General features: G+C 68.6%; 36 protein-coding genes, 1 tRNA gene and 1 other RNA gene. 29 read left to right on the top strand and 9 right to left on the bottom strand.

Features of this window, described 5'->3' with window-relative positions; genetic code table 11:
* The first annotated feature begins 1 nt into the window (after position 1).
* The 3 genes from ftsE to smpB all read left to right on the top strand — a co-directional run bounded on the left by ftsE (position 2) and on the right by smpB (position 2485).
* The gene (gene ftsE / locus AVP41_RS03665; protein ID WP_067160896.1) at positions 2 to 1027 is read left to right on the top strand and encodes a cell division ATP-binding protein FtsE; all 1026 of its coding nucleotides are present in this window, start codon (positions 2 to 4) and stop codon (positions 1025 to 1027) included.
* Positions 1024 to 1938, top strand: a complete 915-nt coding sequence (gene ftsX, locus AVP41_RS03660) for a permease-like cell division protein FtsX (RefSeq protein WP_067160893.1) — start codon at positions 1024 to 1026, stop codon at positions 1936 to 1938. The genes ftsE and ftsX overlap by 4 nt, the downstream gene beginning before the upstream one ends.
* 70 nt (positions 1939 to 2008) lie before the next feature.
* The gene (gene smpB, locus AVP41_RS03655; RefSeq protein ID WP_067160889.1) at positions 2009 to 2485 is read left to right on the top strand and encodes an SsrA-binding protein SmpB; all 477 of its coding nucleotides are present in this window, start codon (positions 2009 to 2011) and stop codon (positions 2483 to 2485) included.
* Positions 2486 to 2504: 19 nt separating this feature from the next.
* On the opposite strand, the gene AVP41_RS03650 is transcribed toward smpB, so the two are convergent.
* The gene (locus tag AVP41_RS03650) at positions 2505 to 3167 is read right to left on the bottom strand and encodes an SIMPL domain-containing protein (RefSeq protein ID WP_067160885.1); all 663 of its coding nucleotides are present in this window, start codon (positions 3165 to 3167) and stop codon (positions 2505 to 2507) included.
* 126 nt (positions 3168 to 3293) lie between these two features.
* On the opposite strand from AVP41_RS03650, the gene ssrA reads away from it, so the two are divergent.
* Positions 3294 to 3663, top strand: a transfer-messenger RNA (tmRNA) gene (gene ssrA / locus AVP41_RS03645).
* A 79-nt stretch (positions 3664 to 3742) separates the two neighbouring features.
* Here the strand turns inward: ssrA and AVP41_RS03640 are convergent.
* Positions 3743 to 5068, bottom strand: coding sequence for a flavin monoamine oxidase family protein (locus AVP41_RS03640; protein ID WP_067160882.1), 1326 nt, complete (start codon positions 5066 to 5068; stop codon positions 3743 to 3745).
* 99 nt (positions 5069 to 5167) lie between these two features.
* Here AVP41_RS03640 and AVP41_RS03635 point away from each other — a divergent pair, with 99 nt between their 5' ends.
* On the top strand, positions 5168 to 5509 hold the full coding sequence (locus AVP41_RS03635; protein WP_067160880.1) for a YciI family protein: 342 nt from the start codon (positions 5168 to 5170) through the stop codon (positions 5507 to 5509).
* On the opposite strand, the gene AVP41_RS03630 is transcribed toward AVP41_RS03635, so the two are convergent.
* Both AVP41_RS03630 and AVP41_RS03625 read right to left on the bottom strand, forming a co-directional pair.
* A complete protein-coding gene (locus tag AVP41_RS03630) occupies positions 5502 to 6098 on the bottom strand; it encodes a hypothetical protein (RefSeq protein WP_067160876.1) in 597 nt (198 codons plus the stop codon). The genes AVP41_RS03635 and AVP41_RS03630 overlap by 8 nt on opposite strands.
* Before the next feature lie 16 nt (positions 6099 to 6114).
* Positions 6115 to 6942, bottom strand: a complete 828-nt coding sequence (locus AVP41_RS03625; protein WP_067160873.1) for an inositol monophosphatase family protein — start codon at positions 6940 to 6942, stop codon at positions 6115 to 6117.
* Between the two features lie 93 nt (positions 6943 to 7035).
* On the opposite strand from AVP41_RS03625, the gene AVP41_RS03620 reads away from it, so the two are divergent.
* Positions 7036 to 7108, top strand: a tRNA-Lys gene (locus AVP41_RS03620).
* Here AVP41_RS03620 and AVP41_RS17090 read toward each other — a convergent pair.
* Positions 7070 to 7327 carry a helix-turn-helix domain-containing protein gene (locus AVP41_RS17090; RefSeq protein WP_442922780.1) on the bottom strand — a complete coding sequence of 86 codons (258 nt, stop codon included), beginning with the start codon at positions 7325 to 7327 and terminating at the stop codon, positions 7070 to 7072. The two genes, AVP41_RS03620 and AVP41_RS17090, sit on opposite strands and share 39 nt — an antisense overlap.
* A gap of 132 nt (positions 7328 to 7459) precedes the next feature.
* On the opposite strand from AVP41_RS17090, the gene AVP41_RS03615 reads away from it, so the two are divergent.
* From AVP41_RS03615 to AVP41_RS03510, 22 genes are all read left to right on the top strand, one after another.
* Positions 7460 to 7687 (top strand): hypothetical protein, encoded by a 228-nt coding sequence (locus AVP41_RS03615; RefSeq protein WP_067160869.1) that lies wholly within the window; start codon positions 7460 to 7462, stop codon positions 7685 to 7687.
* Complete coding sequence (locus AVP41_RS03610; protein ID WP_157532376.1) at positions 7684 to 8340, top strand: hypothetical protein; 657 nt, start codon at positions 7684 to 7686, stop codon at positions 8338 to 8340. Before AVP41_RS03615 ends, AVP41_RS03610 begins: the two co-directional genes overlap by 4 nt.
* Entirely contained in the window at positions 8337 to 8522 is a 186-nt protein-coding gene (locus tag AVP41_RS03605; protein WP_157532375.1) for a hypothetical protein, read from the top strand. Before AVP41_RS03610 ends, AVP41_RS03605 begins: the two co-directional genes overlap by 4 nt.
* Positions 8519 to 8833: an HNH endonuclease signature motif containing protein gene (locus tag AVP41_RS03600; RefSeq protein WP_067160859.1), complete on the top strand. Its 315-nt coding sequence runs from the start codon at positions 8519 to 8521 to the stop codon at positions 8831 to 8833. The genes AVP41_RS03605 and AVP41_RS03600 overlap by 4 nt, the downstream gene beginning before the upstream one ends.
* A gap of 82 nt (positions 8834 to 8915) precedes the next feature.
* Positions 8916 to 9236 carry a hypothetical protein gene (locus tag AVP41_RS03595; RefSeq protein ID WP_067160856.1) on the top strand — a complete coding sequence of 107 codons (321 nt, stop codon included), beginning with the start codon at positions 8916 to 8918 and terminating at the stop codon, positions 9234 to 9236.
* Positions 9233 to 10672, top strand: a complete 1440-nt coding sequence (locus AVP41_RS03590) for a phage terminase large subunit family protein (protein WP_067160854.1) — start codon at positions 9233 to 9235, stop codon at positions 10670 to 10672. Before AVP41_RS03595 ends, AVP41_RS03590 begins: the two co-directional genes overlap by 4 nt.
* Positions 10673 to 10886: 214 nt before the next feature.
* Positions 10887 to 11357 carry a hypothetical protein gene (locus tag AVP41_RS03585; RefSeq protein ID WP_067160851.1) on the top strand — a complete coding sequence of 157 codons (471 nt, stop codon included), beginning with the start codon at positions 10887 to 10889 and terminating at the stop codon, positions 11355 to 11357.
* A gap of 89 nt (positions 11358 to 11446) precedes the next feature.
* Positions 11447 to 12583 carry a phage portal protein gene (locus AVP41_RS03580; RefSeq protein ID WP_157532374.1) on the top strand — a complete coding sequence of 379 codons (1137 nt, stop codon included), beginning with the start codon at positions 11447 to 11449 and terminating at the stop codon, positions 12581 to 12583.
* A complete protein-coding gene (locus AVP41_RS03575) occupies positions 12580 to 14448 on the top strand; it encodes a head maturation protease, ClpP-related (RefSeq protein WP_067160845.1) in 1869 nt (622 codons plus the stop codon). The genes AVP41_RS03580 and AVP41_RS03575 overlap by 4 nt, the downstream gene beginning before the upstream one ends.
* Positions 14449 to 14450: 2 nt before the next feature.
* Positions 14451 to 14699 carry a hypothetical protein gene (locus AVP41_RS16785; protein ID WP_067160842.1) on the top strand — a complete coding sequence of 83 codons (249 nt, stop codon included), beginning with the start codon at positions 14451 to 14453 and terminating at the stop codon, positions 14697 to 14699.
* A gap of 71 nt (positions 14700 to 14770) precedes the next feature.
* The gene (locus AVP41_RS03565) at positions 14771 to 15130 is read left to right on the top strand and encodes a hypothetical protein (RefSeq protein ID WP_067160839.1); all 360 of its coding nucleotides are present in this window, start codon (positions 14771 to 14773) and stop codon (positions 15128 to 15130) included.
* A 2-nt stretch (positions 15131 to 15132) separates the two neighbouring features.
* Complete coding sequence (locus AVP41_RS03560) at positions 15133 to 15546, top strand: hypothetical protein (RefSeq protein ID WP_067160836.1); 414 nt, start codon at positions 15133 to 15135, stop codon at positions 15544 to 15546.
* Positions 15543 to 15968, top strand: a complete 426-nt coding sequence (locus tag AVP41_RS03555; RefSeq protein ID WP_067160833.1) for a hypothetical protein — start codon at positions 15543 to 15545, stop codon at positions 15966 to 15968. The genes AVP41_RS03560 and AVP41_RS03555 overlap by 4 nt, the downstream gene beginning before the upstream one ends.
* Positions 15969 to 15973: 5 nt before the next feature.
* Entirely contained in the window at positions 15974 to 16480 is a 507-nt protein-coding gene (locus tag AVP41_RS03550; protein WP_067160830.1) for a hypothetical protein, read from the top strand.
* Positions 16480 to 17772 carry a hypothetical protein gene (locus AVP41_RS03545; protein ID WP_067160827.1) on the top strand — a complete coding sequence of 431 codons (1293 nt, stop codon included), beginning with the start codon at positions 16480 to 16482 and terminating at the stop codon, positions 17770 to 17772. Before AVP41_RS03550 ends, AVP41_RS03545 begins: the two co-directional genes overlap by 1 nt.
* Complete coding sequence (locus AVP41_RS03540) at positions 17769 to 18140, top strand: hypothetical protein (protein WP_067160825.1); 372 nt, start codon at positions 17769 to 17771, stop codon at positions 18138 to 18140. The genes AVP41_RS03545 and AVP41_RS03540 overlap by 4 nt, the downstream gene beginning before the upstream one ends.
* Positions 18137 to 19366: a hypothetical protein gene (locus AVP41_RS03535; protein WP_067160822.1), complete on the top strand. Its 1230-nt coding sequence runs from the start codon at positions 18137 to 18139 to the stop codon at positions 19364 to 19366. Before AVP41_RS03540 ends, AVP41_RS03535 begins: the two co-directional genes overlap by 4 nt.
* 4 nt (positions 19367 to 19370) lie before the next feature.
* Positions 19371 to 19892, top strand: a complete 522-nt coding sequence (locus tag AVP41_RS03530; protein ID WP_067160818.1) for a hypothetical protein — start codon at positions 19371 to 19373, stop codon at positions 19890 to 19892.
* Positions 19893 to 19902: 10 nt separating this feature from the next.
* Positions 19903 to 20805: a tail fiber domain-containing protein gene (locus tag AVP41_RS03525; protein ID WP_067160815.1), complete on the top strand. Its 903-nt coding sequence runs from the start codon at positions 19903 to 19905 to the stop codon at positions 20803 to 20805.
* Between the two features lie 2 nt (positions 20806 to 20807).
* A complete protein-coding gene (locus AVP41_RS03520) occupies positions 20808 to 21227 on the top strand; it encodes a M23 family metallopeptidase (RefSeq protein ID WP_067160812.1) in 420 nt (139 codons plus the stop codon).
* Positions 21224 to 21535 (top strand): DUF2746 domain-containing protein, encoded by a 312-nt coding sequence (locus tag AVP41_RS03515; protein WP_067160809.1) that lies wholly within the window; start codon positions 21224 to 21226, stop codon positions 21533 to 21535. Before AVP41_RS03520 ends, AVP41_RS03515 begins: the two co-directional genes overlap by 4 nt.
* Entirely contained in the window at positions 21532 to 21735 is a 204-nt protein-coding gene (locus tag AVP41_RS03510) for a hypothetical protein (RefSeq protein WP_157532372.1), read from the top strand. The genes AVP41_RS03515 and AVP41_RS03510 overlap by 4 nt, the downstream gene beginning before the upstream one ends.
* Positions 21736 to 21898: 163 nt before the next feature.
* On the opposite strand, the gene AVP41_RS03500 is transcribed toward AVP41_RS03510, so the two are convergent.
* The 4 genes from AVP41_RS03500 to AVP41_RS03485 form a co-directional block, all read right to left on the bottom strand.
* On the bottom strand, positions 21899 to 22663 hold the full coding sequence (locus AVP41_RS03500) for a tyrosine-type recombinase/integrase (RefSeq protein ID WP_082829089.1): 765 nt from the start codon (positions 22661 to 22663) through the stop codon (positions 21899 to 21901).
* 454 nt (positions 22664 to 23117) lie between these two features.
* The gene (locus AVP41_RS03495) at positions 23118 to 24341 is read right to left on the bottom strand and encodes an MFS transporter (protein ID WP_067160800.1); all 1224 of its coding nucleotides are present in this window, start codon (positions 24339 to 24341) and stop codon (positions 23118 to 23120) included.
* Complete coding sequence (locus AVP41_RS03490; protein WP_067160797.1) at positions 24338 to 24769, bottom strand: MarR family winged helix-turn-helix transcriptional regulator; 432 nt, start codon at positions 24767 to 24769, stop codon at positions 24338 to 24340. Before AVP41_RS03490 ends, AVP41_RS03495 begins: the two co-directional genes overlap by 4 nt.
* 57 nt (positions 24770 to 24826) lie before the next feature.
* Positions 24827 to 25642 carry an IclR family transcriptional regulator gene (locus AVP41_RS03485; protein WP_067162741.1) on the bottom strand — a complete coding sequence of 272 codons (816 nt, stop codon included), beginning with the start codon at positions 25640 to 25642 and terminating at the stop codon, positions 24827 to 24829.
* A 131-nt stretch (positions 25643 to 25773) separates the two neighbouring features.
* On the opposite strand from AVP41_RS03485, the gene AVP41_RS03480 reads away from it, so the two are divergent.
* Entirely contained in the window at positions 25774 to 26547 is a 774-nt protein-coding gene (locus AVP41_RS03480; RefSeq protein WP_067160794.1) for a CoA transferase subunit A, read from the top strand.
* Position 26548 lies beyond the last annotated feature (1 nt).

Raw genomic sequence — 26548 nt, 5'->3', positions numbered from 1 at the left:
CATGATCCGGTTCGAGCAGGTCACCAAGCGATATCGCGGCACCAGCAAACCCGCCTTGCACGATGTCGACTTCGAGGTGCAACGTGGTGAGTTCGTCTTCCTCGTCGGTGCGTCCGGCTCCGGGAAGTCGTCGTGTCTCCGGCTGATCCTGCGGGAGGACACCCCGAGCGAGGGGCGAGTCGTCGTGCTCGGGCGCGACCTCCGCTCGCTCTCCACCCGCAAGGTGCCCTACTTCCGGCGTCACATCGGATCGGTCTTCCAGGACTTCCGGCTGCTTCCCGGCAAGACGGTGTTCCAGAACGTCGCCTTCACGCTGCAGGTGATCGGCTCCTCCCGCGCGTTCATCCAGCAGGCCGTGCCCGAGGCGCTTGCCCTGGTCGGGCTCCAGGGCAAGGACAAGCGCCTGCCCCACGAGCTGTCGGGCGGTGAGCAGCAGCGTGTCGCCATCGCGCGGGCCCTCGTGAACCGGCCCCAGATCCTGCTCGCCGACGAGCCGACGGGAAATCTCGACCCGGCGACGTCGGTGGACATCATGCAGCTCCTCGCGCGGATCAACGCGGGAGGCACCACGGTCGTCATGGCCACGCACGAGGCCGGCTTCGTCAACGAGATGCAGCGCCGAGTGATCGAGCTCCGCGGCGGCGCGATGGTGCGCGACGACCGGCACGGTGGCTACGGTGACACCTCGGCGCTCCCGAGTCTTGCTCCCCTGGAGGAGAAGGGTGTCGCGGCGACGGCCGCCCTGACGGCCGTCCTCGAGCTGCAGCGGGAGATCGCCTCCCGCCCACCCGAGCCCATCCCACCCGCACCCGCGACGACCGCAGGCCCCGCCCCCGCCGAGAACGCCGCCGAGGCGGGCCACGCGCCCGCGCTCACCCAGCCCGCGGCCGATCCTGCGCCCGGCACACGACCCATTCCGATCGCGGCACCCTCGGTGGACCTCGAGGAGCTCGGACTCGACGGTCTCGGCGCCGCCGATCGCCTCGGTCTGTCCACCGACGAAGACGAAGTGGGGCCCACGTCGTGAGAGTCGGACTGATCCTCGGCGAGGCCCTGTCGGGCCTGCGTCGGAACGCCTCGATGGTGATCTCGGTGATCCTCGTGACCTTCGTGTCGCTGACGTTCGTGGGCGCCGCGATGCTCATGCAGCTCCAGATCACGAAGATGTACTCGTACTGGGTGGATCGCGCACAGGTGGCGGTCTCACTGTGCAGTTCGATCTCCACCTCCAAGACCTGTGTCGACGGAGTGGCCACGGAGGACCAGGTCGCCGCCGTCAAGGAGAAGCTCGACAGTGAGGCCCTGCAGTCGGTGGTCAAGGGAGTGCGCTTCGAGTCGCGCGCTGATGCCTACCAAGCCGTCCTCGACCTGTACGGAGACGACTACCGCGAGTTCGTCACCGAAGACCAGATGAACGAGACGTACTACGTCACCTTGAACGACCCGGGGCAGGCCGCCGTCATCACGGAAGCGTTCGGCGCGATGGACGGAGTGGACGCCGTCATCAACCAGATGCAGTATCTCGATCCCTTGTTCACGGCGCTCACCGTCGCCACCTACATCGCGGTCGGCATCGCCGCCCTCATGCTGGTCGCGGCCGTGTTGCTGATCGCGACGACGATCCGGCTCTCCGCCTATGCGCGGCGGAAGGAGCTCGGAATCATGCGCCTTGTCGGAGCGTCCAACCGCTTCATCCAGACCCCGTTCATCCTCGAAGGCGTCTTCGCCGCCTTCATCGGCTCGCTGCTGGCCGGCGGAGCGATCCTGGCCGGGATCCAGTTCGGCGTGCGCGGATACCTGCGCGAGCGCGTGAACTTCATCACCACCTGGGTGGATCTGTCCGACGCGGCCGCCGTCATTCCCGCGATCATCCTCATCGGCCTCGTGCTCGCGGCACTGTCGGCCGGATTCGCGATCCGACGCTGGCTCCGCGCCTGAGGTAGGCTGGTCGGCTGCCGTCTCCCGAGCCCGTTCGGGAACCGACGGCGATCGGACACGAGGAGTCATCATGCCCAGGGAACGCGGGGAGCAGGTCGTCGCGACCAACCGTCGCGCGCGCCACGAGTACGCCATCGAGAAGACGTACGAGGCGGGGCTGGTGCTCACGGGGACCGAAGTGAAGTCGCTCCGTCAGGGGCGCGCGAACTTGAGCGACGGCTACGCCTACATCGACGGGGGGCAGGCCTACCTCGACGCCGTGCACATCCCCGAGTATTCGCAGGGGCATTGGACCAATCACGCGTCCAAGCGCACCCGCAAGCTGCTCCTCCACAAAGACGAGATCATCAAGCTCTCTCACGCGATCTCGGCCGGCGGCTACACCCTGGTGCCCCTCAAGCTCTACTTCTCGGATGGGCGGGCCAAGGTCGAGATCGCGGTGGCCAAGGGCAAGCGCGAGTACGAGAAGCGGCAGACCATCCGCGAACGTGAGGACAAGCGCGAGGCGGAGCGCGCGATGCGCACCCGCAACCGCCTCGGCGACTGATCGGCGGCCCGAGGCGCGGTCACTCGGCGCGAAAACGTGCCTCGACCGCGGCGCGGACGACGATCTCTTCCGGGCGGAAGGCGAAGCCGGGCGATCCGGCGGCGTCCATCTCCATCGCGGCCTTCGCGAACACGCGCGGTGTCGCGTCGACCTCAGCCCCGCGCAGGAGCCCGAGGTCGGCGATCTCCAGCGGGACGACGGAGCTGCGTCCGATCGCCCGCGCGTAGGCGGTGGCCCGCTCGACGGCGGTGGCGACTGCACGGGTCGCGGCTTCGCGCTCGATACGTGCCCGTGTCTCCGGCGAGAGCTGCCACTCCACACCGCCCACCTGAAGTCCGTCTCGCTGGGCGACGGTGTCGAGCCACTCCGCAAGGGCTTCGGGGTCGCCGAACGTGGCCGACAGCTCCACGGACGCATGGTGGACGAGGTCGAGCTGCACACCGTCGGCATTCCAGGGGCGATCGGACCAGACGGTGACCCGGCCGCTGCTCCACTCCACGACCGAGCCTGCTTCCGCGCGGGTGGTGAGGTCTTCGCGCACGGGGGAGGAGAGCGCGGACACCCGGTCGACGACCGTGCCTCGTACGGGGCCATCAGCCACGGCAGAGATCCGGGCGACGGCGCGTTCAGGCGCGACGCGCGTCTCGTGCTCGCCGCGGACGGTGATGATGACCTCGCTCATGCCTCGACTCTACGCCGCGGAATGGCGCGGGGCCGCGAAGCGTTGTAGGCTGTAATGCTCTGGCACCGAGGTGCCGGAACACGACAACTCCACAGCGTGACAGTGGTTCTCTGCCGCAAGGCTCACGGGGCTGATCGGTTTCGACAGCGCCTGCGAAGCTGCGGGAAGCGGGCCGAGGATGCAGGGTTATCTCGTTAACGATCTCTGCGAACCAATAAGTGCCGATGCAAAGCGCACTGACTTCGCCCTCGCTGCCTAAGCGAGCCCGATAGTCCGTCAGACCGTGTGTGATTCCGACACGGATCCTGGCGTCATCTAGGAATCTTGCTGTGTGACGGCGTCTGGACGTCACACGGGACTCTTCCCAGACTGGGCCTGTCGACTTAGGTGTCTGTGACAAAGGTCGGGGCCGAGCAGAACGTCTCTACAGACTGCGCCCGGAGAAGACGCAGTATCACAGCGTTGGACGGGGGTTCGATTCCCCCCAGCTCCACGAATCCACTGTCACGATGGAGGAAGCCCCTCGTCGCGGGTTCACCCGGGGCGAGGGGCTTCGTCGTGCCCGGGGAGATCCGTCAGTCGGCCCAGGCCCCGGTCACGTCGATCTCGCGGCCGAGCACGCGTTCGGCGGCCCGGTGCCCGGAGAGGAGCGCGGCCGTCACGGTGGCGGGGTCGTCGGTCCACGTCGCCTCCCCGGCCAGGTGCAGGACGCCGCCGATCGGCGTTGCGAGGGCGTCATGGTCGTCGGTGGTCGAGCCGAGCGTCATATACGCGTACGACCCGCGCGCGAAGGGATCGTCGTGCCAGGCGGTCACATCGACGCGCGTGGGCGCGGGGATGTCGTCGCCGTAGAGTCGACGGAGCTGCGCCATGACGGAGTCGGCGACCTCGTCGTCCGTCCATCCGCGTGTGCCGATCGCGGCAGGGCCGGCGGCGAACGTCAGGAGCGTGGGCTCACCGTGGAGGCGCGTGAGGTCGTACCAGGAATGCCACCATGCCCCTTCGGCGCCCTGCTGACGGATGGCGTAGACGTCGTCGTCCCAGAAGACGGACGGGAACCGGAGGAACACCTTCTCGAAGGAGTTCATGCGCAGTCGTGAGAGCGGAGCTGCGACCTCATCGGGAAGCTCGGGGTCGAAGGCCACGTCGCCGGACTGCAGCACGCCGACCGGGAGGGTGACGATGGCCTCACGGGCTGCGAAGATCCCCTGGGCGGTCGTGACGCGTGCTCCCGCGCCGCTCCATTCGATACGCGTGACGACATGGCCGAGGCGCACGTCCAGCCCCTCGGCGAGGTGGTGGGGGAGCCGGTCGTAACCGTCGGGGAAGACCACTTCGTCGCCGTCGATCGCGTCGTCGTCGAGACCGTGGGCCGCCAGATCGTCGATGGCCGCTCCGTACTGCTCCTCGGCGCGATGCGAGAAGTACTCGCGCACGCGGTCGGCACGTTCGGGCGTCCACGGCTGGCGACCGATCACCTCCTCGGTGACCTCGAGATACGAGGCCCTCGGCGCGGACGCGGCGATGACGTCGACGAGTGCGGCATCGACCGTGTGGATGTCAGTGACGTAGCTCGCCGCCGCAGACGGCGACAGTCGATGCCCGGACGGGTCGTAGTGAGCGATGGGACGACTGTCGGGTTGATAGCCGCCGACCGTGAACTCCGTCGTGGGCATACCGAACGCCGACGCGGCGGCGGCCACCGGGCTGTCGGTGATGCCGTGGATCCACGATGCGCCGAGGTCGGTGATCCGCCCGTCCGTACGATCGGTGTGGACCCGGCCGCCCACGCGGCCCCGCGCCTCCACGACCACGACGGAGCGGCCCGCCCGCCGCAGGAGTCGGGCGGCCGTGAGACCTGCGACCCCCGCGCCGACGACGACCGTGTCGAACTCGCCCATGGATCCTCCGTGCCTCACGCCGCCGCGCCGCTCCTTACGGCTCGTGTCGACGTGGCCTCGACGCTACCGGTCGAGCCGAGGCGACGCGATAATCGGCGCATGACCAAGTACCTCATCTCCTTTCCGACCGGGGTCATGGAGTTCCCGCCGGAGGACTTCGACCTCGTGGTTGCCGAATCCCACGCCGTGATCCAGGCGGCGAAAGACGCCGGCGTGTATGTGTTCGGCGGGGGGATCGACGAGACCGTCGACCCGGTGAGGGTCTCGGGCGACGGCACCGTGACGGCGGGGCCGTACGCGAAGACGGGCGATCTTCGCGGCGGCTACACGATCCTCGAACTCCCCACCGTCGATGAGGCCCACGCGTGGGCGGCTCGCCTGGCGCGTGCGTGCCGCTGCGCACAAGAGGTGCGCGCCTTCGCGTACGACCCGCTCAGCTAGCGGGGCGCTGGATGAGCAGAAGCCCCTGCTTGGTGTCCGACACGGTGACCCAGCCGTCTCCGAAGAGATAGGTCATTCCGTAGCCGTCCTCGTCGCGGTTGATGGCCCCGTCAGGGTCCTCCGTGACGTAGGTGCCCTCCGCGCCCTGCTCGATGATCCAGCCTTCGGACTCCAGCGCCGCCTGCGCCGTCGTCGCCTCCTCCGGGGTGATCGGAGACCAGCCGAACAGCAGGAGGTCGTCCTCCACCTCTTGCTCGAAGTCACCCCACGTGCAGGAGATGCCGTCGGGGAACTCCGTGTCGCCGATCAGGAACGGGTCCTCGCGGAACGTCCATCCCTGCTCGGTGAGCTCTGCCACCTGGTCGGCGGGCAGGAGGTTCTCACACGTCACGTCGGCGGGATCAACGGCGCCTGCCGTCTCCGAGGGCGCAGGCGGTGCCGCCGAGGTCTGCGCCGGGGAGCTGGGGGCGAGGGGTGTCGATGCGCCGGGCGCGGGTGCGGCCGATGACGGACTGCACGCGACGAGGGTCGCAGCCAGGGCCGCCGAGGTGCCGAGAGCAGCGAGGAGACGGGGGAGACGTGCGGACATGGGCGGGACTCCGAGGTCAGCGGTCGTGGACGAGGTCGAGGAAGGCGCGATGAAGGATGCCGTTCGTCGCCAGTGACGATCGTGAGGACAGGGAGTCGTTGCCGTCGATGTCGGTGAAGCGTCCGCCCGCCTCGGTGATGATCGGAACGAGTGCAGCGATGTCGTACTCCTTCACGCCGAACTCCGCGACGAACTCCAGTCGCCCTTCGGCGAGCAGCATGTAGGGCCAGGTGTCGCCGTAGCCGCGGTCGCGCCACACGGCGCGGCTCATGCGGACGAGGGCGTCGGCGCGGCCCGCCTCGTCCCACTGCGAGATGCTCTGGAAGCTGATGCTCGACTCCGCGACCGTCGACACGGTCGAGACGTGGAGCCGTCGCGGGCCCGCAGCATCACCGTCGGTCCAGGCGCCCAGGCCCGTCGCTGCCCACCACCGACGACCGAGGGCGGGCTGGCTGGCCACCCCGACGCGCGGCACGCCGTCGATCGCGAGGGCGATCAGCGTCGTCCACATCGGGATCCCCTTGAGGTAGTTCGCCGTGCCGTCGATCGGATCGATGATCCACTGACGGCTCGCATCGCCCGACGCGCCGAACTCTTCACCGAACACGCCGTCCTCCGGGCGCTCGGAGGCCAGGACGTCCCGGATCGCACGTTCCGCCGCGAGGTCCGCTTCTGTCACGGGCGAGGCGTCGGCCTTGGTCTGCACGGACAGGTCTGCGGCGTCGAAGCGGGACATCGTCACGGCATCGGCGGCGTCCGCGATGCGCAGGGCCAGCTCGAGATCGCTCGTGAGGTCGTCGGTGAACGGTTCGTTCCAGGAGCGCACGAGGGGTTCGGGGGTCACGGCTCCAGGATACCGGCGCCGCCCTGCTCGATTGGCGTGAGCGGGCATCGGGATGGTAACGTTGACCCTCGGTTCGCCTCGTGCGAACAGCCTGCACCTCTAGCTCAATCGGCAGAGCAACTGACTCTTAATCAGTGGGTTCTGGGTTCGAGTCCCAGGGGGTGCACGACGACAGCCCCTCGATCATCTGGTCGAGGGGCTGTCTTGTTGCGCGCGCCCAACGCACGAACTGCGAAGCGCTCGGCTCTCCCTCGCCACGCTCCCACCGCGCGATCGCCGAGTGCGAGACTCCGATGAGCGCGGCGAGCTCGCGCGTAGTGAGCCCCGAGAGGCGCCGAGTCTCCGAGAGCAGTTGAGCCGGTGTCGTGGCCTGCGACTGAAGCATGGTCATGCCGTCATGCTAGCGCGTCAAGCGTGGCAATATTGCGACACGCCGCACGCAATCGTGACAAGCGGGCTTGTGGTGCATGACCGTTCCCTCTGTATCGAAAATGATACGGAAGTGGAGACCAGGGACATGGCAACCGCCACCGAGAACTACCAGGCGATCGCGCGTCAGCTCACCGAGCTCGCGACCGTCAGCGAGCACCCCGAACCATTGGTGCGCCTCGAGCTCTACAAGCGCGCGCTCGCACCGCTCTCGCTCGATCAGCAGCGCACGCTGATCGTCATCCTCACCGAGGGTGCACTCCGCGGCTCCGCCGCGGCCCGTGCATTCGCCAGCGCGCTTGCCGTCCAATGGTGACCGAGCACACCGCGCAGTCCGCGAGGATCACGCGCGTCCAGCTGCGCTTCGAGCGAGACTTCACACAGCTGCCCAACGCGTGGCTCCGCGATCGCCGCCTCAGTCGTGGGGCACGGGGCCTTCTCGCCGAGCTCATGACGCACGACACCTCGAGCTATCAGATCACCCTTGACGCTCTCAGCGGCGCTGGTCTTGAGGGGCGCGACGCCCTGCGCCGGATGGTCAGCGAACTCGAGCGTTATGGGTACCTCCACCGCGTTCAGAAGCGCCGCGCGCACGGTCGCATGGCGGGGCACGACTGGGTGATCCAAGACCCCTTCGAGGGGGTCGACGAACACGGTGCCTCACCACTACTCGCGCCTGTGGATAACCCGCGCCGCACCGCGTCGGATTATCCGACGTCGGCTAAACCGACGTCGGCTCCACCGTCGTCGGTCAAACCGACGCCTATAGAAGACCAAGTAAAGAACAAAGATCACGTACCAGCGCAACCACAGGGCACGATGGTTGCGCCTGTGGATAACCTCGGCGCCGTGCGCTGGTCGGATGAGCGGTGCCCCGCGAACTATCGCAACGGCGCGCACGAGCTCGGCCACTACGGCAAGTGCGTGCACTGCGCCGAGAGGCCGCTCGCTCTCAGGAGTGCATCGTGATGCGTCGCCGCGCTCACGCGCTGCTCGTCGCGATGGTCACGCTGCTGGCGATCGCGATCGGTACCGTCGTCATCTCGACGATGATCCCGCGCGACGTGCTCGCGCTGCTCGTCTCGTGCAGCTGGGCGTCCGTCGTCGCTTTGCTCGCCCTCGCGTACTACGAGACGCGAGTCAAGCCATGAGCTCGCTCGCCCTGCGCCACGGCCCCGGCTGCTACGCCGAGGCGGATGCCAAGCCGCAGCGATGGGGTGGTCGAAAGGCGCAGCAGTACGTCGACGCCACGCTCGCTGCGTACGGCGACGTGTGCATCAACTGTGGTCGACCCGGCAGCGATAGCGCTGACCACATCATCCCGCGCGCTGACGGCGGCGCGGTCTACGACCTCGACAACCTCGGCCCGTCGCACCGCCGCTGCAACTACGCCAGAGGTCGCAAGCCGCTCCGTCCCGTCGGCATCCCGATCGAGAGCGGCCTCGCGTTTTTTAGCCGCTGACTTCGAGGACACCCACGCGAAGCCCCGTTCCTTTTCTCCCGATCCCGCCCAGAAAAAAGCGATCTAGACGAAAGCCCACGACATGACCGACAACAGCAGCGACCTATCGGAATTCCTCCCCGGCCTCGAGCCGGAAGTGACGCGCGTGCCCGTGTTCCCGTCGTACGAGAAAGCGATCGCCGAGCTCCAACGCCTCGCCGTCATCGACGACACGCACGCCGGCATCTGCGCCAGCATCCTGCGCCGCGCAGCGATCGCCGACGATCCGCGCAGCAAGGGCTACACCGTGAATGACGCGCTCAAGGGTGCACACGAGGAAATGCTCACGCTGCTGCAAGTCGCAGCTGCCAAGGGCAACCGCGATTGGCAGGAGCTCGAGTCCTGGGTAGCGAGCCAGCAGTGACCTGGGCAGGGTTCACCTACGCGACGAAGCGCGACCCCTCGAGGGCCACGCGCGGCGCGGCGATCGCGGCTATCGCCCGGTCGCTCGGCTGGGAACCCATGCCCTGGCAGCAGGAGGTCTGGGACGTCGCGACCGAGGTCGATGACCACGGCAACTACGTATACGAGAAGGTGCTCATCACCGTGCCGCGCCAGTCCGGGAAAACGACGCTGTTCGGCCCCGTCCAGATCCACCGCGCGATCGAGCTCGCCAACGCCCGGGTGTACTTCACGGCCCAGACCGGCGACGACGCCCGCACGATCATGAAGACGCTCATTGGTCGCGTCGAAGGCAGCAGCCGGCTCGCGCCGCACGTCGCCGGCAAGCGCAGCGCCGCGCAGACCGGCATGGTGTTCCCGAACAAATCCGAGGTCTGGGCGTTCCCTCCGCTGCCGGCGAAGATTCACGGCAAGACGCCGAACCTCGTCGGCGTCGACGAAATCTGGACGCTCTCACAGCTGGCCGGCAAAGAGCTCATCGCTGACGGCGTCGAGCCCGCGCAGATCACCCTCCGAGGACGCCGGCAAATCTGGTTCATGTCGACCGCCGGCACCGCCGAGTCGACCTACATGAAGGCGCTGATGAAGATCGGCCGGCGGTCGGTCGACGAGCCCGGGTCGCATCCTCGGTTCGCCTACTTCGAGGCGTCGCTGCCTGACGACGCCGACCCCTACGACCCGGCGGCGATCGCCGCGTTCCACCCGGCGATCGGACACACGCAAGACGTCGACGACCTCATGGCGAAGGTCGACGGGCGCGCGCCCGAGGAAGAGCGCATCGACCACGCGACGTGGATTCGCGCGTACTGCAACCGCTGGACTGAGGCACGCGATCCGCTCATCCCCGACTGGGATGACCTCGCCGACCCGACGATCAGCGCACGGTGGAGCGACGTCGCGATCACGTGGGAGGTTGCCCTCGACAACGCGATGGGCGCCGTCATCGGCACTTGGCGCGACGACAAGGGCAACCCGTGCACGCGCGTCATCCACGCCGCTCCCGGCACCCAGTGGATGGTCGACCTGCTCGTCGAGCTCCACGGCTACGGGCCGGCAGCGTTCGGCGCCGACAACGGCGGGCCGACCCGCCGCATCACTTCCGAGCTACAGCTGCGCCTCGGCGACGACGCCGTGACCGTGCTCAACGGCGTCGAGCGCGGCATCGCCGACGACTCCTGGATCACCGCCGCCCGCGACGAGAAGACCCTCATCCACGACGGCTCGAAGACCCTGTCTCTCGGCGCCTCGCACATGGTGCTCAAGCGCACCAACGACACCGTTCGCATCAGCCGCGCCGACTCCACCGGCCCCGTAGCCGGCCCGATCGCCTCGGCGGTCGGCCTGTACCTCATCGACCACCGATCCGCGCCCGAATGGACGCCCGCCACGAGGTTCTGAACATGACCATTCGACTCGACTCAACCCAGATCAGCACCGTCGTTCTGTGCTCCCGCTGCCCCTGGTGGCGTGGGTTCGCGGACAGCCCCCACGAGGGGTGGCAGGTCGGCGCGCGACACGAGCAGCGAGCGCACCCCGAGGACGACCAAGCCCGCAATGCACGCGATCAACGCATGAGCCGAGCACGTGCCGCAGCCACCGGACGGGATCACAGGTGAGTTGGGCCGGATACACGCCGCTCGCCCCCGTGTGCATCGACTGCGGCGAGACCGTCGACGTTGCCGGCGTCGAGTACTCACTCGACTGGCGCGACGACGACGAGCGCCGGCGTGGCCATAACGCGATCGCGATCCAGGGGCACCGTCGATCCGCCCATCCGGTCGAGCCCGTGGTCGGTGATCTGGTCACCTACTCGGCGCCGTGGCGTGGGCACATCCTCGAGAGCGAGGTCTATCGAGTGGAGGCGATCAGCGAGCACGATCATCACGCGTTCGCCCGGGGGATGCGCGGCGATGACCTCGCGCCGTTATGGGGATGGTCGTACTGCCTGGTGAACCCTCATCGGCGCGACGACAGGTGCTTTCCCTTCGTCGGTGACCCGCTGCGGCCGATCACATTCCGGATCGTCAGCGCGGCACCGCCCGTCGAGGTCGACCTGCTCGACCTCCTGGGATGGAGTCCCTGAGTCGGGCGAACAATCGCGACACGCCGCGTTGACCCTTTCGGGTGTCAGGAGTCGGCTCGACGTTCTCAGGCGTGGACAAGCCCGGACTGATGACCCGACTGCGAGCAGCGATCGCGCGTGAGCTCGCGAACCCCGGCACCCCCGGCCTCGGCGGAACGGGTGCCCGCGCGTCGATCGCGACCCCCTGGGAGAGCGACCCGCTCAACATCGTCGGCGAGCTCTACGGCCTGGCCGACTCGAGCAACATCCAGATCACCCGCAAGACCGCGATGAGCCTCGACGTCGTCGCAAAGGGGCGCCGAGTCCTCGCGACGAACATCGGCCGCATGCAGCTGGTCACACGCAAAGCCGGCAGGCCGGCCCCCGTCGCGATGGGCTACCTCCAGCAGCCCGAGGCCGACCGACCCGTCGAGGCCACGCTCACCTGGACTGTCGACGCGCTGCTGTTCTACCCGCGCACGTGGTGGATCGTCCAGCGCCGCGACGCGTACGGTTGGCCGGCGCGCGGCGGCGTGAAGCTGCTCGACCGCAAAGACGCCGAGTTCGACAACGACGGCAAGCTCGTTCGCGCGTGGGGCAAGCCCGTCGAGCCGCGTGACGTGATCCAGTTCGACTCACCGGACGGCGGTCTGCTGCACGATGGCCAGCGCACGCTGCGCCGCGCGATCGTCCTCGACCGTGCCGCCTCGCTCGCCGAAGAGAACCCCGTGCCCTCGGTCGACCTGCACTACACCGGGAATCAGCAGCTCGACGAGGCGCAGATCGGCGACCTGCTCGCATCGTGGCGGCGAGCTCGAGCGAAGCACGGCGCTGGATTCTCCGACAAGACGATCGAGGTCAAGGCGCTCGGCATCCAGGACTCGCAGCTGCTCATCGACGCGCAGAAGCGCATGGACCTCAAGCTCGCCCGCGCGCTCGGCATCCCCGCCTGGGCGGCCGACGTCGCGCTCGAGGGATCGACGCTGAACTACCAGAACCGGCAGTCGCGGGCGTGGGAGCTCATCGACCTGTTCCTCTCGACGTACATGACCCCCATCACGTCGCGGCTGTCTATGGCCGACACGACACCGATCGGCTGGACGACCGACCTCGATATCGACTCGCTCACCCGCCCGGACATGAAGACGCGATTCGAGACGTACGAAATCGGCATGCGCGGCGGATTCATCGACCAGTCATTCATCGACGCCCAGGAAGGGCAGCCGACCAAGGAGCTCACCGCATGACCCCGCGCCGCATCATCCTGAACGCCGTCACCCCCGAAGAGCTCGCGCGCCGCGTCGGCCAGTACGCCGCGCAGGCAGCGAAGAACAAGCCGACGTGGAACCTCGAGAGCGCCGGCGGCGTCGCATCGCTGCACGTCTACGGCGTGATCGGCGGCATGTGGGGCGACGTGGCCGCAGCGGATATCGTGCCGGCGATCCGCGCGCTCGACGTCGCCACGCTCGAGGTCTACATCAACAGCCCCGGCGGCGACGTCTTCGAGGGCATCGCGATTCGCAACGCGATCCGCCAGCACCCCGCGCACGTCGTCACCCACGTCGACGGCCTCGCCGCGTCGGCAGCCTCGTTCATCGCCGTCGCCGGCGACGAGGTCGTGATGGGCGAGAACGCGCAGCTGATGATCCACGACGCGTGGACGATCGCGATCGGCAACGCCGACGACATGCGCCAGGTCGGCGACGACCTCGACCGCGTCAGCGACAACATCGCCGCCATGTACGCGACGAAGGCCGGCGGCGAGGCGACCGCCTGGCGCGCCGTCATGAAGGCCGAAGCGTGGTACTCCGCCGACGAGGCTGTCGCCGCCGGCCTCGCCGATCGCGCCGAGGGCACTGCGCCCGCCGAGCAGCCCGCCGCATTCGACCTGTCCATGTTCGCCCACGCCGGCCGCGCAGCGGCACCGGCACCCGCCGCCCTGGCAACCCACCGAGAAAAGGAAACCCTCATGAACCGAGCCCAGCTGCTGGCGGCCCTGAACGCCGGCACCATCACCCAGGCGCAGTACGACGCGTCGATCGCATCGCTCGACGCGATCGAGGGCGCCCCGGCTGCATCGCAGGCCGCGCCCGTCGTCGCCGCCGTCGCAGCGCCCGGGCAGCCCGTCGCCGCCGAGTACGCCACCGGCCCGCAGAACGCCCCCACGCCGGCCCCCGTCCAGACCGAAGAGCGGCCCCGCTCGCGGCAGCAGCTGATCCGCGATGAGCTCCTGCCGGCGATCGAGAACCACGACATCGCCGCGTTCGTCCTGGCCGTCAACAACGCGATCACCGACGACCCGACCCTCGTCGCGAACGACGGCGGCGAAGCGTTCCTGCAGCCCGACCGCATCGGGCAGGTCTGGCAGGCGACCCCTGAGGGGCGCCCCGTCATCGAGTCGCTGGGTGGCGTCCGTCCGCTCACGTCCAACAAGATCGAGGGCTGGAAGTGGCAGGAGCCGACGCCGGCGCCCGAGCCCTACGCCGGCGGCCTCGCGCCGATCCCCTCCGACGAGTGGGTGACGGTGCCCGTCAGCGAGACCCCGTCGCGCTGGGCGAAGGGCAACCGGATCGACCGCATCTACGCCGACCTCGGCAGCGCCGACCTCATCGCGTCGATGTTCGCGATCCTCGACCGCAACTACGAGGGTGTGTCCGACAAGGCAGTGTTCGCCGACCTCATCGCCGGCGCGAGCGCTCTGACCGGCGGCGCGACGTCGCTGCTCAACGCGCTCTCGAAGGCCTACCTTCAGCTGCGCAAGATCGGCGCCCGCCCGACCAAGTTCTGGATGGCCGAAGACGTGTTCGTGGACTTCGCCGAGCTCAAGGTCGCCGACCTGCCCGCGTGGATCGCCAACTCGACCGGCTACGTCAAGCTCGACGGCTCGACGTCGCTCGCCGACGTGTTCGACGTCGACGTGAACTTCGAGCTCGCCGCCGGCGGATTCGCCGCGTACGACCCGCGCGCGGCGACCGTGTTCGAGTCGCCGAAGGTCAAGCTCGAGGCGCAGGTCATCGGCAACGGTGGCATCGACCTCGGCTGGTTCGCCTACGGCGGCACCCTCATCAACGACGCCCGCGCGATCGTCAAGACCACGATCACGGAGGCGTGAGCATGAGCGACAACAGCACGCCGGCCACGCCGGCCACGGCGGCGCCGGCGCCCGCCACGCCGGAAGCGGCCCCGGCGCCGGCACCCGCCCCGAAGCCGGCCGCGCCGGCGACGTACGCGCAGCTGAAGGCGCAGCACATCAACGCGCAGATCAAGGGTCTGCGCGCGCAGATCAAGGAGCTCACCGCCCGCCGGAAGTCCTACCTCGAGCTCGAGGGCTTGGCCGACGACGCCGGCGACTCCGAGGACTGACACACACGTCGTGGGGCGGGCGGAGACGCGCCCCGCCCGCCCACGACCCCTACCACGAAGGGAGAGCAACCATGGCTGACGAGCCCGCATGGCACACGCCGGAATCGGCCAAGTCATCGTTCAACGTGACCGTCACCGCCGCCGGCCTGGCGTCGGCACGGGAGCAGTGCCTTCGCGTCAAGGGTCTATCGCTGACCCTCGATGCTCCACCGTCCGCGTCATTCGCGCAGGGCGTCGTCTTCCAAGCTCTCGCGAACAAGCAGGCCACGCAAGCCGGCGTCGTCAACGACGAGTACGGCAGCGAGGCACAGAGCGTCGCGCTGCGCCCCCTCGACGGCAAGATCATGGCGCTGCTCATCGTGCCGTCGCCGGTCACCGTCGATGGGACAGTCGTCGGAGACCGCGGTCGCGTCGGCTCCCTGATCGGCTGACCATGAGCGCACGTTCTGACCTCGCGGAGCTCATCGCTCCGGATGCCCCCGACACGTGGGAGATTCACGCCCACCCGGTAAACCTGCTGCCATTCGACGACCCGCAGACGACCGTCGCAGTCGTGATCGAGCAGCGATCCATGACCGCCGGCAACACGTCGCCTGACGGGAACGGGATGCCGATCGCCGTCGAGCTCATGCTCTGGGTCGTGGTCGACGGCTCCCGCGGTGACGACACCCCCGACGTCGAAGACCTCCTCGAAGATGCCGCAGCGACGATGATCCGCATCCTCGAGCCCCTGCCCACTCACGTCTGGGACGGCGCGGCGACCCGCGACGCCTACGACAACCAGAAGCCCGCCTATCAGTTCACGATCCGCGCCTCCGGCGCACTCACCCTCGAGGAGTCAGCATGACCACGCCCGCCAACACGGCCCGCAGCACCAAGCGCTGGAAGGCGCAGATCGGTGAGAACGAGTTCCAGGGGCACACGTCCGCGATCGACTACAACCCGAACTACACCGGCAGCAGTTGGAAGGGCGGTGACAACAACACGCTCAGCGAGGTGACCCCAGGCGACCCGACCATCGCGCTCACCATGGCGCAGGACACCGAGAACGCCGACTCGCTCTGGCGCCTGTTCCACGACAGCCCCGCAGGCACCCCGCTCACGCTGATCTGGTACCCGCACTACGACGGCACGTTCGCGCTCTCGGTCGATCTCAAGACGCTCAAGCCCCAACTCGTCACCAACCGCTCGGGCGGCATCCCCGAGGTGACGCTCACGCTGCCGTGCAGCGAGGCCGTCACCTACCTCGCTGACGAACCGGAGGGATAAGGGCCGTGCTCGACGTGCGCCAATCGCGGGAGCTCCAAGCAACCGTGCTCGCACTCAGGCAAGCCGACCGCGGCATCCGTCTCTCGATCAACCGATCTTCCCGCACCCGCCTCCGCCCGATCTGGCAGCAGGAGCTCGCTCGCCGCGCGCGCACGCGCATGGAACAGCGAGTGATCGCCGCCGGCGCCAGGGCCACCGCATCCGACCGTGGAGTATCCGTCATGGCAGCAACCTCGCGCCGACCCCTCGCAGGAGGGCTCGTGCCGGCCGACGAGTGGGCCGGCGTCGAGTTCGGCGCACGTACCCAGGTCGTCCGCGTGCGCCAGCGATCGCGACGTGGCCGCACCTACACGCGGCCCCTCACGATCAACAGGCAGTTCCGGTCCCGCCGGCCGCACGGAATGATCGCGTTCGACGCGGCGAGCGAGGTCGGGACCCGGATCGTCGCCCTGTGGGTGAAAGGCGTCGTTGACGAGTTCAAGGCGATCGACACCGTCGAGGTCGTGGCCTGATGCCGATCAAGATCGACTTCGTCTCCAACACCCGCGACCTGCTGCGCGGCACGCGCGACATCGGCAACGCGCTCGACGATGTCGCCGACGCACTCGACGACGTCGCTCGCGACGGAGGCGCCAGCGGGCGCGACCTCCAGCGCGAGCTAAGCGAGGTCGCAGACGAGGCGGGCAAGACCGAGCGCGCGGCCCGTGACCTCGGAGACGGTGTCGACGCCGGCGCCCGGCAGGGGGAAGACTCTCTCGGACGCCTTGACCGATCCTTCCGCGAGCTCGTGGACCAGGCGCGCGGCGCTGAACGTGCGGCGAAGGACACGACGGACGCCGTCGACAAAGTCGGCGATGCCGGCTCAAACGGCTTCGGTCGACTCGGCGAGAAAGGGGCCGAGGTATCCGACGAGCTCCGCGGCAACCTCGGCGAGACCTTCAGTTCATTCCGTGGTGACCTGCAAGACCTCCCACAGATCGCCCAGGACACCCTCGGCGGCCTCGCGGGATCGGGCGCCCTCGGCGGCATCGCCGGCCTCGCGGCGACCGCTGCGGGCGCAGCGGGCCTCGGCCTCATCATCGGCGCTTTCGAACAGATCGACGCCGCCAACGCGGCATCCCAAGAGCGGATCACTGAGTGGGCCGACCGGTTCATCGAAGCCGGCGGGCGGGTGCTCACGGCTGGCCAGATCATCGCCGGCGCCAACGACATCATCACCGACACCGAGAAGTACAAGAAGGCCACCGAGGCAGCCGAACTGTGGGGGGTGAGTATCGAGACAGCGGTGCTCGCGCAGGCTGGCCAGCCCGAGAGCATCAAGGCAGTGAATGACTCTCTCGACGAGCAGCGTGAGGCGTTCACGCGAGCTCGAGAGGCCGGTGAGCTCACGTACGACGAGCAGTCCAAAGCGCTCGATCAGCTGGCAGACGCGAGCTCGCGCTATCGAGAGCTCACCGACGAGATGGATCAAGGCTCGACCCGCGCCGGCATCCTCTCCCAGGCGCTGCGCAACATCGCCGATAAGACCGAGGGCGCCACGAGCAAGGTCGACGAGTTCGGCGATCGCGTCGTCAGCCTCCCGGACGGAACGACGATCTACATCGACGCCGAGACCGGGCAGGCCACGCAGAACACTGACGCGATCGAGAAGAAGATCTACGGGATCAGGGACAAGGACGTGCGTGTCAACGTCGGCGTCGAGGACAAGACGAAAGCCGAGGTCGACCGGATCGTCCGTCGGATCAACAGTCGGGTCGCGACCATCAGCGTCAACACCCGCGACCGGAAGCGGGCGGTCGTATGAGCATCCTCATTACCTCGAACACCGGCGCGACCGCGACCGCGGCCACAGTCATGCCGGTCACCATCGGCTACGCCGGCGGGGCGAGGATTCACGAGCTCATCGGTCGCGGTGACCCTGACGTGACTCACAGCCCGACCGGAAGCCGATCTGGCGACCTCGAGCTCATGGTCACGGGGCAAGAGGCAGTCGCCTCCATCCTCGACCTTCACAGGGCCGCTACGTGGCTGGAGATCGTCGTCGCCAGCGAGCCGCTCGATCTGTCCATGCGGTACGTCGTGCCTCGCGACCGCGAGCTCACGGCCACGCAGGAGCCAGCTGCTACAAACGTGTGGCGCATCACCGTGCCGTTTCGGGAGGTGTCGTCGTGACCCGGCACTCTGCGCACACGACGCTGGCCCGTGTCGTCACCGCTACGGGCCGCATCGTCGACCTCGGCGACATCAGGACGGAACTGAACCTTGACGAGTCGCAGGCGCCGTATGGCGACGCCGTCGTGGAGGCCGCGATGATCGAGGACGAGACCAAGCTCGCGCTCACCGACCCGCGCGTGAACCGCGGCCTCCGCCTCCTCATCGAGCTTCGGGAATCGACCGGTGACCCCGTCATCGCCTCCGAGGTGACCACCGACTACGGCGGCGACGTCTCCGCGATCACCGCTGCCTTCGGTCCCGCTCTCACCCCAGCGAAGCTCACCGCCACGTACTTTGTCCCGTGGAACGGCGTCGACGCACGGCCCGGCAGCGTCATCCGCGCCAACCTCGCCGTCACCGACCGGGAGATCGATCACGAAGCGCAGACGATCACATTCGCCGCCGCGACGGACGAGGTCCTCGCGCAGGGCTACTCGCTGGTGTCCACCGGCACCGAGACGTCCGGCTCCCTGAGCGTCCGCGACACGGTCAACTACGCCCTCGGCAAGATCGGCGCCGCGCTCCAGCCCGGCATTGACGCGACGATCGCGGAGGGCGACGCGATCGTGTGGGAGCCGGGGACGAGCGCGTGGGACTACATGGCGAACGTGGCCGAGGCAAGCGGGCTCGTGGTCCGGTGTGATCACCGCCGCCGCTGGACCCTCACCGAGCGATCCGCAGTCCGCCCTGAGACCGTCGTGATGGACAACCTCACGTCGGCTCGTGACGTCGTCGCGCTCGACAGTGACCTGTGGGCGGATGCGGTCGTGGTCCGCTATCAGTGGACCGTCCTGACCGGGGAGCAGCGCGTCCGCTACGAGACGGCGTCGGACACGGGCGACCCGATCAAGGTCGTCACGATCGAGCGCAGCGTGCCCTACCCCGGCAAGGGCGCGGCCCGCTACTGGCTCAACCGTCTCCGCGCCCGTGGCCGCGTGCTCGAACTCTCCCGGGTGTCGGACTACTCCCTCCGTCCCGGCATGGGCGTCACCACCGCCCTGCCGTTCTCCACGCCCCAGGTCGGCTACATCGAGTCGGTCACGTGGCGTCTCCCCGAGGACGAGGCCACGATCCGCACCCGTGGCAGCGCCGACGCCGTCGCCAACGCGATCGACTTGTGGCCCGACGGCCTCTACATCGACAACCTGACCGGCGTGATTGACGCCCTCACGATCGGAGTGTGACCCCATGGCAGCAGGATTCCTCGACACCAACGGCGTCTGGATGTTCGGCGAGGACGACCAGCGCGACACGTTCAGCGACCTCCTGAACATCGGGCAGGACTCCGTCAGCGACGCGATCGGCGCCGACCGAGCACGCCTCACGACCCTCGAAACCCTCACCACCCTCGGTGCCGGCGCCACCGGATTCATCGCGTCCGCCCCCGGATGGAACCTCAGCAACATCCAGGGCCGGAAGCGCGGCGGTCTCGCCTTCATCGGCTTCCTCGCCACCCGCACCGGGGCGGCGATCACCGTCCCGAGCGGCGACGGCAACATTGTCAACCAACTCATGGGCGGCCTCGGGGCGGGCTGGCAGCGCGCGTCGGGCATCAACGTCTCGCTCGTCCACGACGGGTTCACCGGGGCAATCATGTCCGGCTACATCAACGCGAGCAACGAACTCTGGCTCGGCACCGTCGCCCCCGGCACCTCAACCTTTCCCACCGGGGCGCAGGTCGGCTTCAACGCCGTATACCCCCTCGCCTAAGGAGACCAGCATGGCAATCGGAGACGCAGCAGCAGCGGCCGGCATGGCCGTGGTCGACGGCGCTACCACCCAGGCCAACACCATCGACACGCTCATCAATCAGACCCGCGACTACCTCGCCGGCCCCTACCAGGCCACCAGCGACCGCCTCGCGAACCGGCACGTCAAGCGCGACGCGTTCGGCCGAGCACGGTTCGGGCCGCCGTCCGACGACTACGACGCGGCCAACAAGTGGTACGTCGATGCCCTCATCAACCACCACGATCAGGACGCCGCCTCCATCACGAGCGGAGTGTTCAACCTCGCGCGCATCCCCACCCTGCCGTGGAGCCGCATCTCGACAGCCAACGCGATCGTCTACGCCGACCTCAACAGCGACCTGGAGCAGCGCCTCCGCTACGGCAACTTCGTCGGGATCAAGCTCTCCTGCGACTCGCCCACGTCCGGCTCCCACGTCGCCACCAAGGCCTACGTCGACAACAACGACGACTCGATCCTTGCCATCGCCGGGGCCGCGCAAGACGGCTACCTGTCGTCCGCCGTCTACAGCCGCACGATCAGCGGCAGCTACCGCAACGTCTACGTCAAGAGCGACGGCACCCTTGGATGGGTCTCCTCGTCGCGGCGCTATAAGAAGAACATCCGCGACTGGACCCCCGACCGGCAAGCCGTCCTCGCGATGCAGCTCGTCGAGTTCCAGTACAAGGTCGCCGTCGACACCGACCGCACGGGAGCGATCGAGCACGGCCTCATCGCCGAGCAGCTCGACGAGCTCGGCCTCGAATGGCTCGTCGACTACGGCACCGACGGCCAGCCCGAAGGCGTCCGCTACGACCGCATCAGCCTCGCCCTCCTCTCCGTCATCCAAGACCACGAGACCCGCCTCACCAACCTCGAAACCAAGGGAGCCTGACCATGGCCAGACAGTTCTGGGAGTACCCGATCAGCGGCGACACCGCCGCCCACAAGCGCCGCGGCGGCGGCCCCGCGACCGACTACGCGGTGCCGAGTGGGACGGCGCTGTACGCCCCGTTCACGGGCCGCATCGAGCCGTTCGCGAACGAGGACGGAGGGAAGGGTATCCGCCTCGTCGGGTCGCGCTTCACGCTCAACGTCCAGCACCTCTCCCGCAACGACCTCTACAAGCGCAACGCGCTCCGCCTCTGGCGCACCCGCATTGCCATCTCCGGCAACACCGGCAAGTCAACCGGCCCGCACGTCCACGCCTGGATCCTCGACCGGAAGACCGGCCGGCGCATGTCGTTCCTGGAGTGGCAGCGCATGCGCGGCCACCGCCTCGCCGCCGCCTCCAAGCGTTTCCTCGGGATCAAGTGAGCGAAGCGCTACTACAGACGATCATCACGGCGACGGCGACAGTGCTCGTCGCCGTGGTGACCGTCCAGGGCGTCCGAATCAACGGGCGGATAAAGCGCGTCCAGCACCAGGTCGAGAACGACCACTCCACCAACCTCCGCGAAGAGCTCGACCGCCGTCACGCGGAGACGAGGGGATGGTTCGACCTCATCAACAGGCGACTCGTCGCCGGCGACGAGCGCATGGGCCGCCTCGAGGACACTCTCACCCGTCACCAACGTGAGCTCGACGAGCTCGAAGACACCGTGAACACAAGACGAAAGGAATGACCATGCTCAAGAAGCACCCGCGCATCCGACTCGCGCTGTACCTGGCCGGCGCCGCCGGCGCCGCAGCGGCACCGATCATTGCGGTCGCAGCACCTGAGTACGGGGTCGCGGTTTCCGCCGCCGCCGCCGTCCTCACCGCGACCGCCCTCGGAACCGCAGCGAGCAACCTCAGTCAGCCCGACCCGCAAAGCGACGCCTGATCGCGAGCTCGCGATCAAAGCGGCCGTCGTGCTGCCAGTAGAGCGATGACCTGATCGCGTGCGTCACGGCGAGCCGGATGACGCCATACAACGCGCCGAACCCCGCGAGAGAGGCGACAATCGAGAGCAGGATGACTTGATCGGGTGCCATGTGCCGATCATGTCACGAGGCCGCCGCGAGCGATGCGCGGCGCTTCGATTCGTCGCTGACGAAGGTGTACACCTGCGTCGTCGACACGTACGCGTGCCCGAGCAGTTCCTGCACGGCCCGGATGTCACGGCCACCCAACTCGTAGGCGCGCGTGCCATATCGGTGACGCAGTGGGTGCGCGGTTACCCCGGGGGGCAGCGCCTCGCTCACGAGCTCGCTGACGCGCGCGGCGGACAGGTGCCCGTCGACCCTTCCGGGGAACACGTAGCCGGCGTCACGGTCGCGCAGCGCGTGGGCGAGTTCATCGCTGAGCGGCACCGTGCGCTGCCGCTTGCCCTTCCCTCGCACAAGGAGCGACCATCCGACGAGATCGGGCAGCACGTCGTCTGTGTGGACCTTGCAGACCTCGCAGCAGCGCAGCCCGGCGTTCACCGCGAGCTCGATCATCAGACGGACGCGCGCGTCGGCGTTGCGCCGACCCACGCGCACCGCGTGCTCCGGTGCAGGCCGAGGGATGCCGGGGACGGCTCGAATGGACGGAATACTCGCGGCCGGATTGTCGTCCATTCGCCCGACGATGCGCGCCCAGCTGTAGAAGCCTCGGAGCGCCTGCCGCTTGAGTCGCAGCGCGGAGTCGCCGACCTCGAGGGCGCCGAGGTACGCGACCAGCTGCTCGAGCGTAGAGGCCCACGGTCCCACTCTCGTGTCTGCTGCGTACCGGCGGAGGTGGTAGCCGTGCTGATAGATCGTGCCGGGTGATTTGCGGGCCGCGGTCATCCAGGCCCTGTAGGCGCCGAGCGGTTCGATCCAGTCCGCCGGCGCGAGAACTTCGCGTTTCAATGACACTCCTGATGGGGGGGATGCCGTCCGGCGGACGACCAACCAGCCTATGAGCGCGGTCGGTCGACCCCGGCGTCGGTCATCGCCTCGGAGATCAGCAGCAACTGGTGCTCTACCTCGAACGCGGCCTCGTCAGACTCTGAATCAGTGGGTTCTGGGTTCGAGTCCCAGGGGGTGCACCACAGAAGAGCTCTCGGCAGATCACGTGCCGGGAGCTCTTCGTTTTGGAGGCGGCGACGACACAGCCCGGTGACTCTGCCGGGGACAGCCCGCTGTGCGGGCACAATGGCGGACGCGGCGACGGACACGCCGCCCGTCCGCGCGGCGACGACGGCGTGTTCGTGCCGGGATCCGCCGTTGTGTCACGTTGTGGCCTCGTCGTGACGGCCCCTCAGGCGGCGTCGCCTGCGACGATGGCTGCGGCCTCGTCCGCCGCGTCGGCCTCGCGCCGATCGATGTGGCGGAGTCGCCCGCGGCCGAGCAGGATCACCGAGGCAGCGATCAGCACCGAGACGGCTCCGACGAGGAACGGTACGGCGGCGCCGAACGCGTGCCAGAGGGCAGCAGCCAGCGGCGGCGCGGCGGCACCCCCGAGGAATCGCACGGCCGAATAGGCGGAACTCGCCACGGACCGCGGGAGATCGGTGGCCTCCATGACCGATTCCGTGAGGATCGTGTTGACGAACCCGAGCAACAGGCCGCCCACGACGATGCAGGTGACCAGTCCCGCGGGCGTCGCCGAGAACAGTGCGGCCGCTGCGAGGTCCACCGCGAGAAGCGGAAGGAGGAGCAGGAGCGCGGTGGTCCTCGTCACGTGGCGCAGCAAGAGCGGCGCGCCCCACACGCTCGTCACCGCGAGGGCGACGCCCCATCCGAAGAACGTGAAGCCGATTCCCAGAGCGCCGAACCCCAGCGGGAACGGCGAGAAGGCGAGCAGGATGAAGAACCCGATGTTGTAGAACAGGGCCGCCAGGGCGAGGATCGCGAGCGCCGGAACCCGGAGGGCGCGCAGCGGCGCGAGAAGCGGGAGAGGCTGCGGCCGCTCGGACGGGGAGCGCAGCAGGATCGACACGGCGAGCAGCGCGATGACCATGAGGGTGACGACACCGAAGAACGGGCCGCGCCAGCTGAGTTCACCGAGGAGTCCGCCCAGGAGTGGACCGATCGCGATACCGAGTCCGAGAGCCGCCTCGTAGAGGACGATGGCTGCCGCGCTGCCGCCGGCGGCGGCCCCCACGATCGTGGCGAGTGCCGTGGAGATGAACAGCGCGTTCCCGAGCCCCCAGCCCGCGCGGAAGCCGATGACCGCCTCGACGGATCCCGCGAGCGCACACAGGAGCGCGAAGCCGCCGATGAGTGCGAGTCCGGCGAGCATCGTCGCCTTCGCGCCGATGCGGCTGGAGATCCAGCTCGTGACGAGCATCGCGAGGCCGGTGACGAGGAGGTAGCTCGTGAAGAGCAACTCGGTCTCCACAGGCGTCGCCTCCAGAGATTCCGCGATCGCGGGGAGGATCGGATCGACCAGTCCGATACCCATGAAGGCGACGACGCTGGCGAACGCGACCGCCCACACCGGGAGGGGCTGCGACCACACCTTGCTGCCCGCGCGGCTCATCGAGCCACCCCCTGGGGAGCGGCGACGCGCTCAAGAAGGGCGGCCGTTCGTGCGAGCGCCGCGCGATCCGCATCGTCGAGCTGCGCCAGGCGCGGCTCCCACGACGAGCGCAGGAGGTCGAGCCATCCCTCGAGCGCCCGCGCGCCGGTGTCGGTGATCGAAACCACGATGGCCCGGGAGTCCGCCGGATCGCTGGATCGTGCGACCAGACCCTCCTCGGCGAGCTGCCCAACCAGCCGCGTCATGCCGGGCTGCGTGACGCGGCTGAGCGAGGCGAGGTCGCCCACGCGCTGGGGCCCGTGCGTCCTCAGGAGCGAGAGTGTGCGCCACTGCGCGGCAGGAGCCTCGTTGCGGGTCTCCGTCGATGCGATTCTCGTCAGGGCGTTGGCCCCTATCACGATGCGCAGAAGATCGTCGGCTGGATTCATACCGCCAGTATATAACTACGGTATGTACATCGGATCGTGTCCTCACGACCTCCGGGTTCACGGTCTCCGCATCGACTGCAGCCGCGTCGTGAGCTGGTGGGCGTGAGCGAGGAGGGATCGTCCCAGCGCGGGTAGCCGGTCGGGTCCGAACCGGAACTCGACGCCCGTGAGGCTCAGTGCCCACTCCGGCCGGCCCAGCGGATCGAACACCGCCGCCGCGATTCCCCATGATCCCTCGACGACGAGGCCGGGGTTCACGGCGTAGCCGCGGTCTCGGGTCTCGGCCAACCGTGCGCGCAAACGCTCCGCATCGTGGGACGCTCCCCACGTCTGTCCCAGTTCCGGATGCCGTGCGAGGTAGCCCTCTGCCTCGTCCGGAGGGACGAACGAGAGGATCGCCAACCCGGCCGACGCGACGCCGAGCGGAAAGCGCACGCCTTCGCTGAGCACGAACGAGCGGATGGGGAACGCGCCTTCCTCGCGGAGGACGCACACCGTCTCGTCGCCGCGCCGCACCGACAGGAACGCGCTCTCTTCGGTCGTCACGGCCAGCGAGCGGACGATGTCGCCCGCGATGCCGGAGATGTCGTAGCGCGGCGCGGCGGCGGATCCCATCAGGAACAACTCTGGCCCGGGCAGCCAGTGCGCGGTCCGCTCGTCTTGGTCGACGAGCCCCTCCGCGCGTAGCGCCGTCAGGAGGCGGTGGGCCGTAGAGCGGGAGAGGTCTGCCTCGCGCGCGAGGTCGCTGACGGCGCGGCCCCCGGGGCCGGCGGCCGACACCAGTCGGAGCAGGCGCGCGGCGCGAGCGATCGCTTGGGCGCCGGGCACCGCTGTGCCCCGCCGGGAGGCGGGAGAGTCGGTGGGGTGTTCCATCATGTGGACACTACGAGCGAGTCCGTCCACATCGCAAGCACCTCCTTGCCCCGAGCCATCGGCGGGGTGAAGGTGGAGGTAGCGCGGGGGCAGAGGGGTCGACGCGGTTGCAGGACACGAGGGTGTGCACGGTGGACAAGACAGTGGTTTCGGCCGCGGAGGCGGTGGCCGACATCGGTGACGGTGCGTCGCTCGCGGTCGGAGGTTTCGGCCTCTCGGGAAACCCGATGGAGTTGATCCGTGCCGTGTATGCCCGGGGTACCCACTCGCTCCACGTGGTGAGCAACAACTGCGGTGTGGACGACTGGGGTCTCGGCATCCTCCTGTCGGCGGGACGGATCCGGAAGATGACCTCGTCGTACGTGGGCGAGAACCGGGAGTTCGAGCGCCAGTTCCTCTCCGGCGAGCTGGAGCTCGAGCTGACGCCCCAGGGGACGCTGGCCGAGAAGCTCCGCGCCGGAGGGGCGGGGATCGCGGCGTTCTACACCCAGACCGGTATCGGCACGCAGGTCGCCGAGGGCGGACTTCCGCAACGGTACGACGGTGCGGGGGGTGTGGCGCTGGCCTCCACGCCGAAAGATGTCCGATCCTTCACCGTCGGGGGGAAGCACGCGGAGTATGTCTTGGAGGAGGCGATCGTCACCGACTTCGCCCTCGTGCACGCGGCGATCGGAGACACCCACGGCAATCTCGTGTTCCATCGCGCGGCCCGCAACTTCAACCCCCTCGCGGCGATGGCCGGGCGGATCTGCATCGCCCAGGTCGAGCGGCTCGTTCCCGCGGGGGAGATCGATCCGGACGAGGTCCATCTCCCCGGCGTGTACGTCCACCGCGTGGTCGAGGTAGGTGCCGATGTCGACAAGCGCATCGAACGGCGCACCGTCCGCGAGGAGAGGGGCCACTGAC

It is taken from the genome of Microbacterium sp. TNHR37B (assembly GCF_001620065.1).
Classification (GTDB): domain Bacteria; phylum Actinomycetota; class Actinomycetes; order Actinomycetales; family Microbacteriaceae; genus Microbacterium.
Note: the sequence above shows the minus strand (reverse complement) of the source record. Positions and strands in the feature narration are given on the sequence as shown.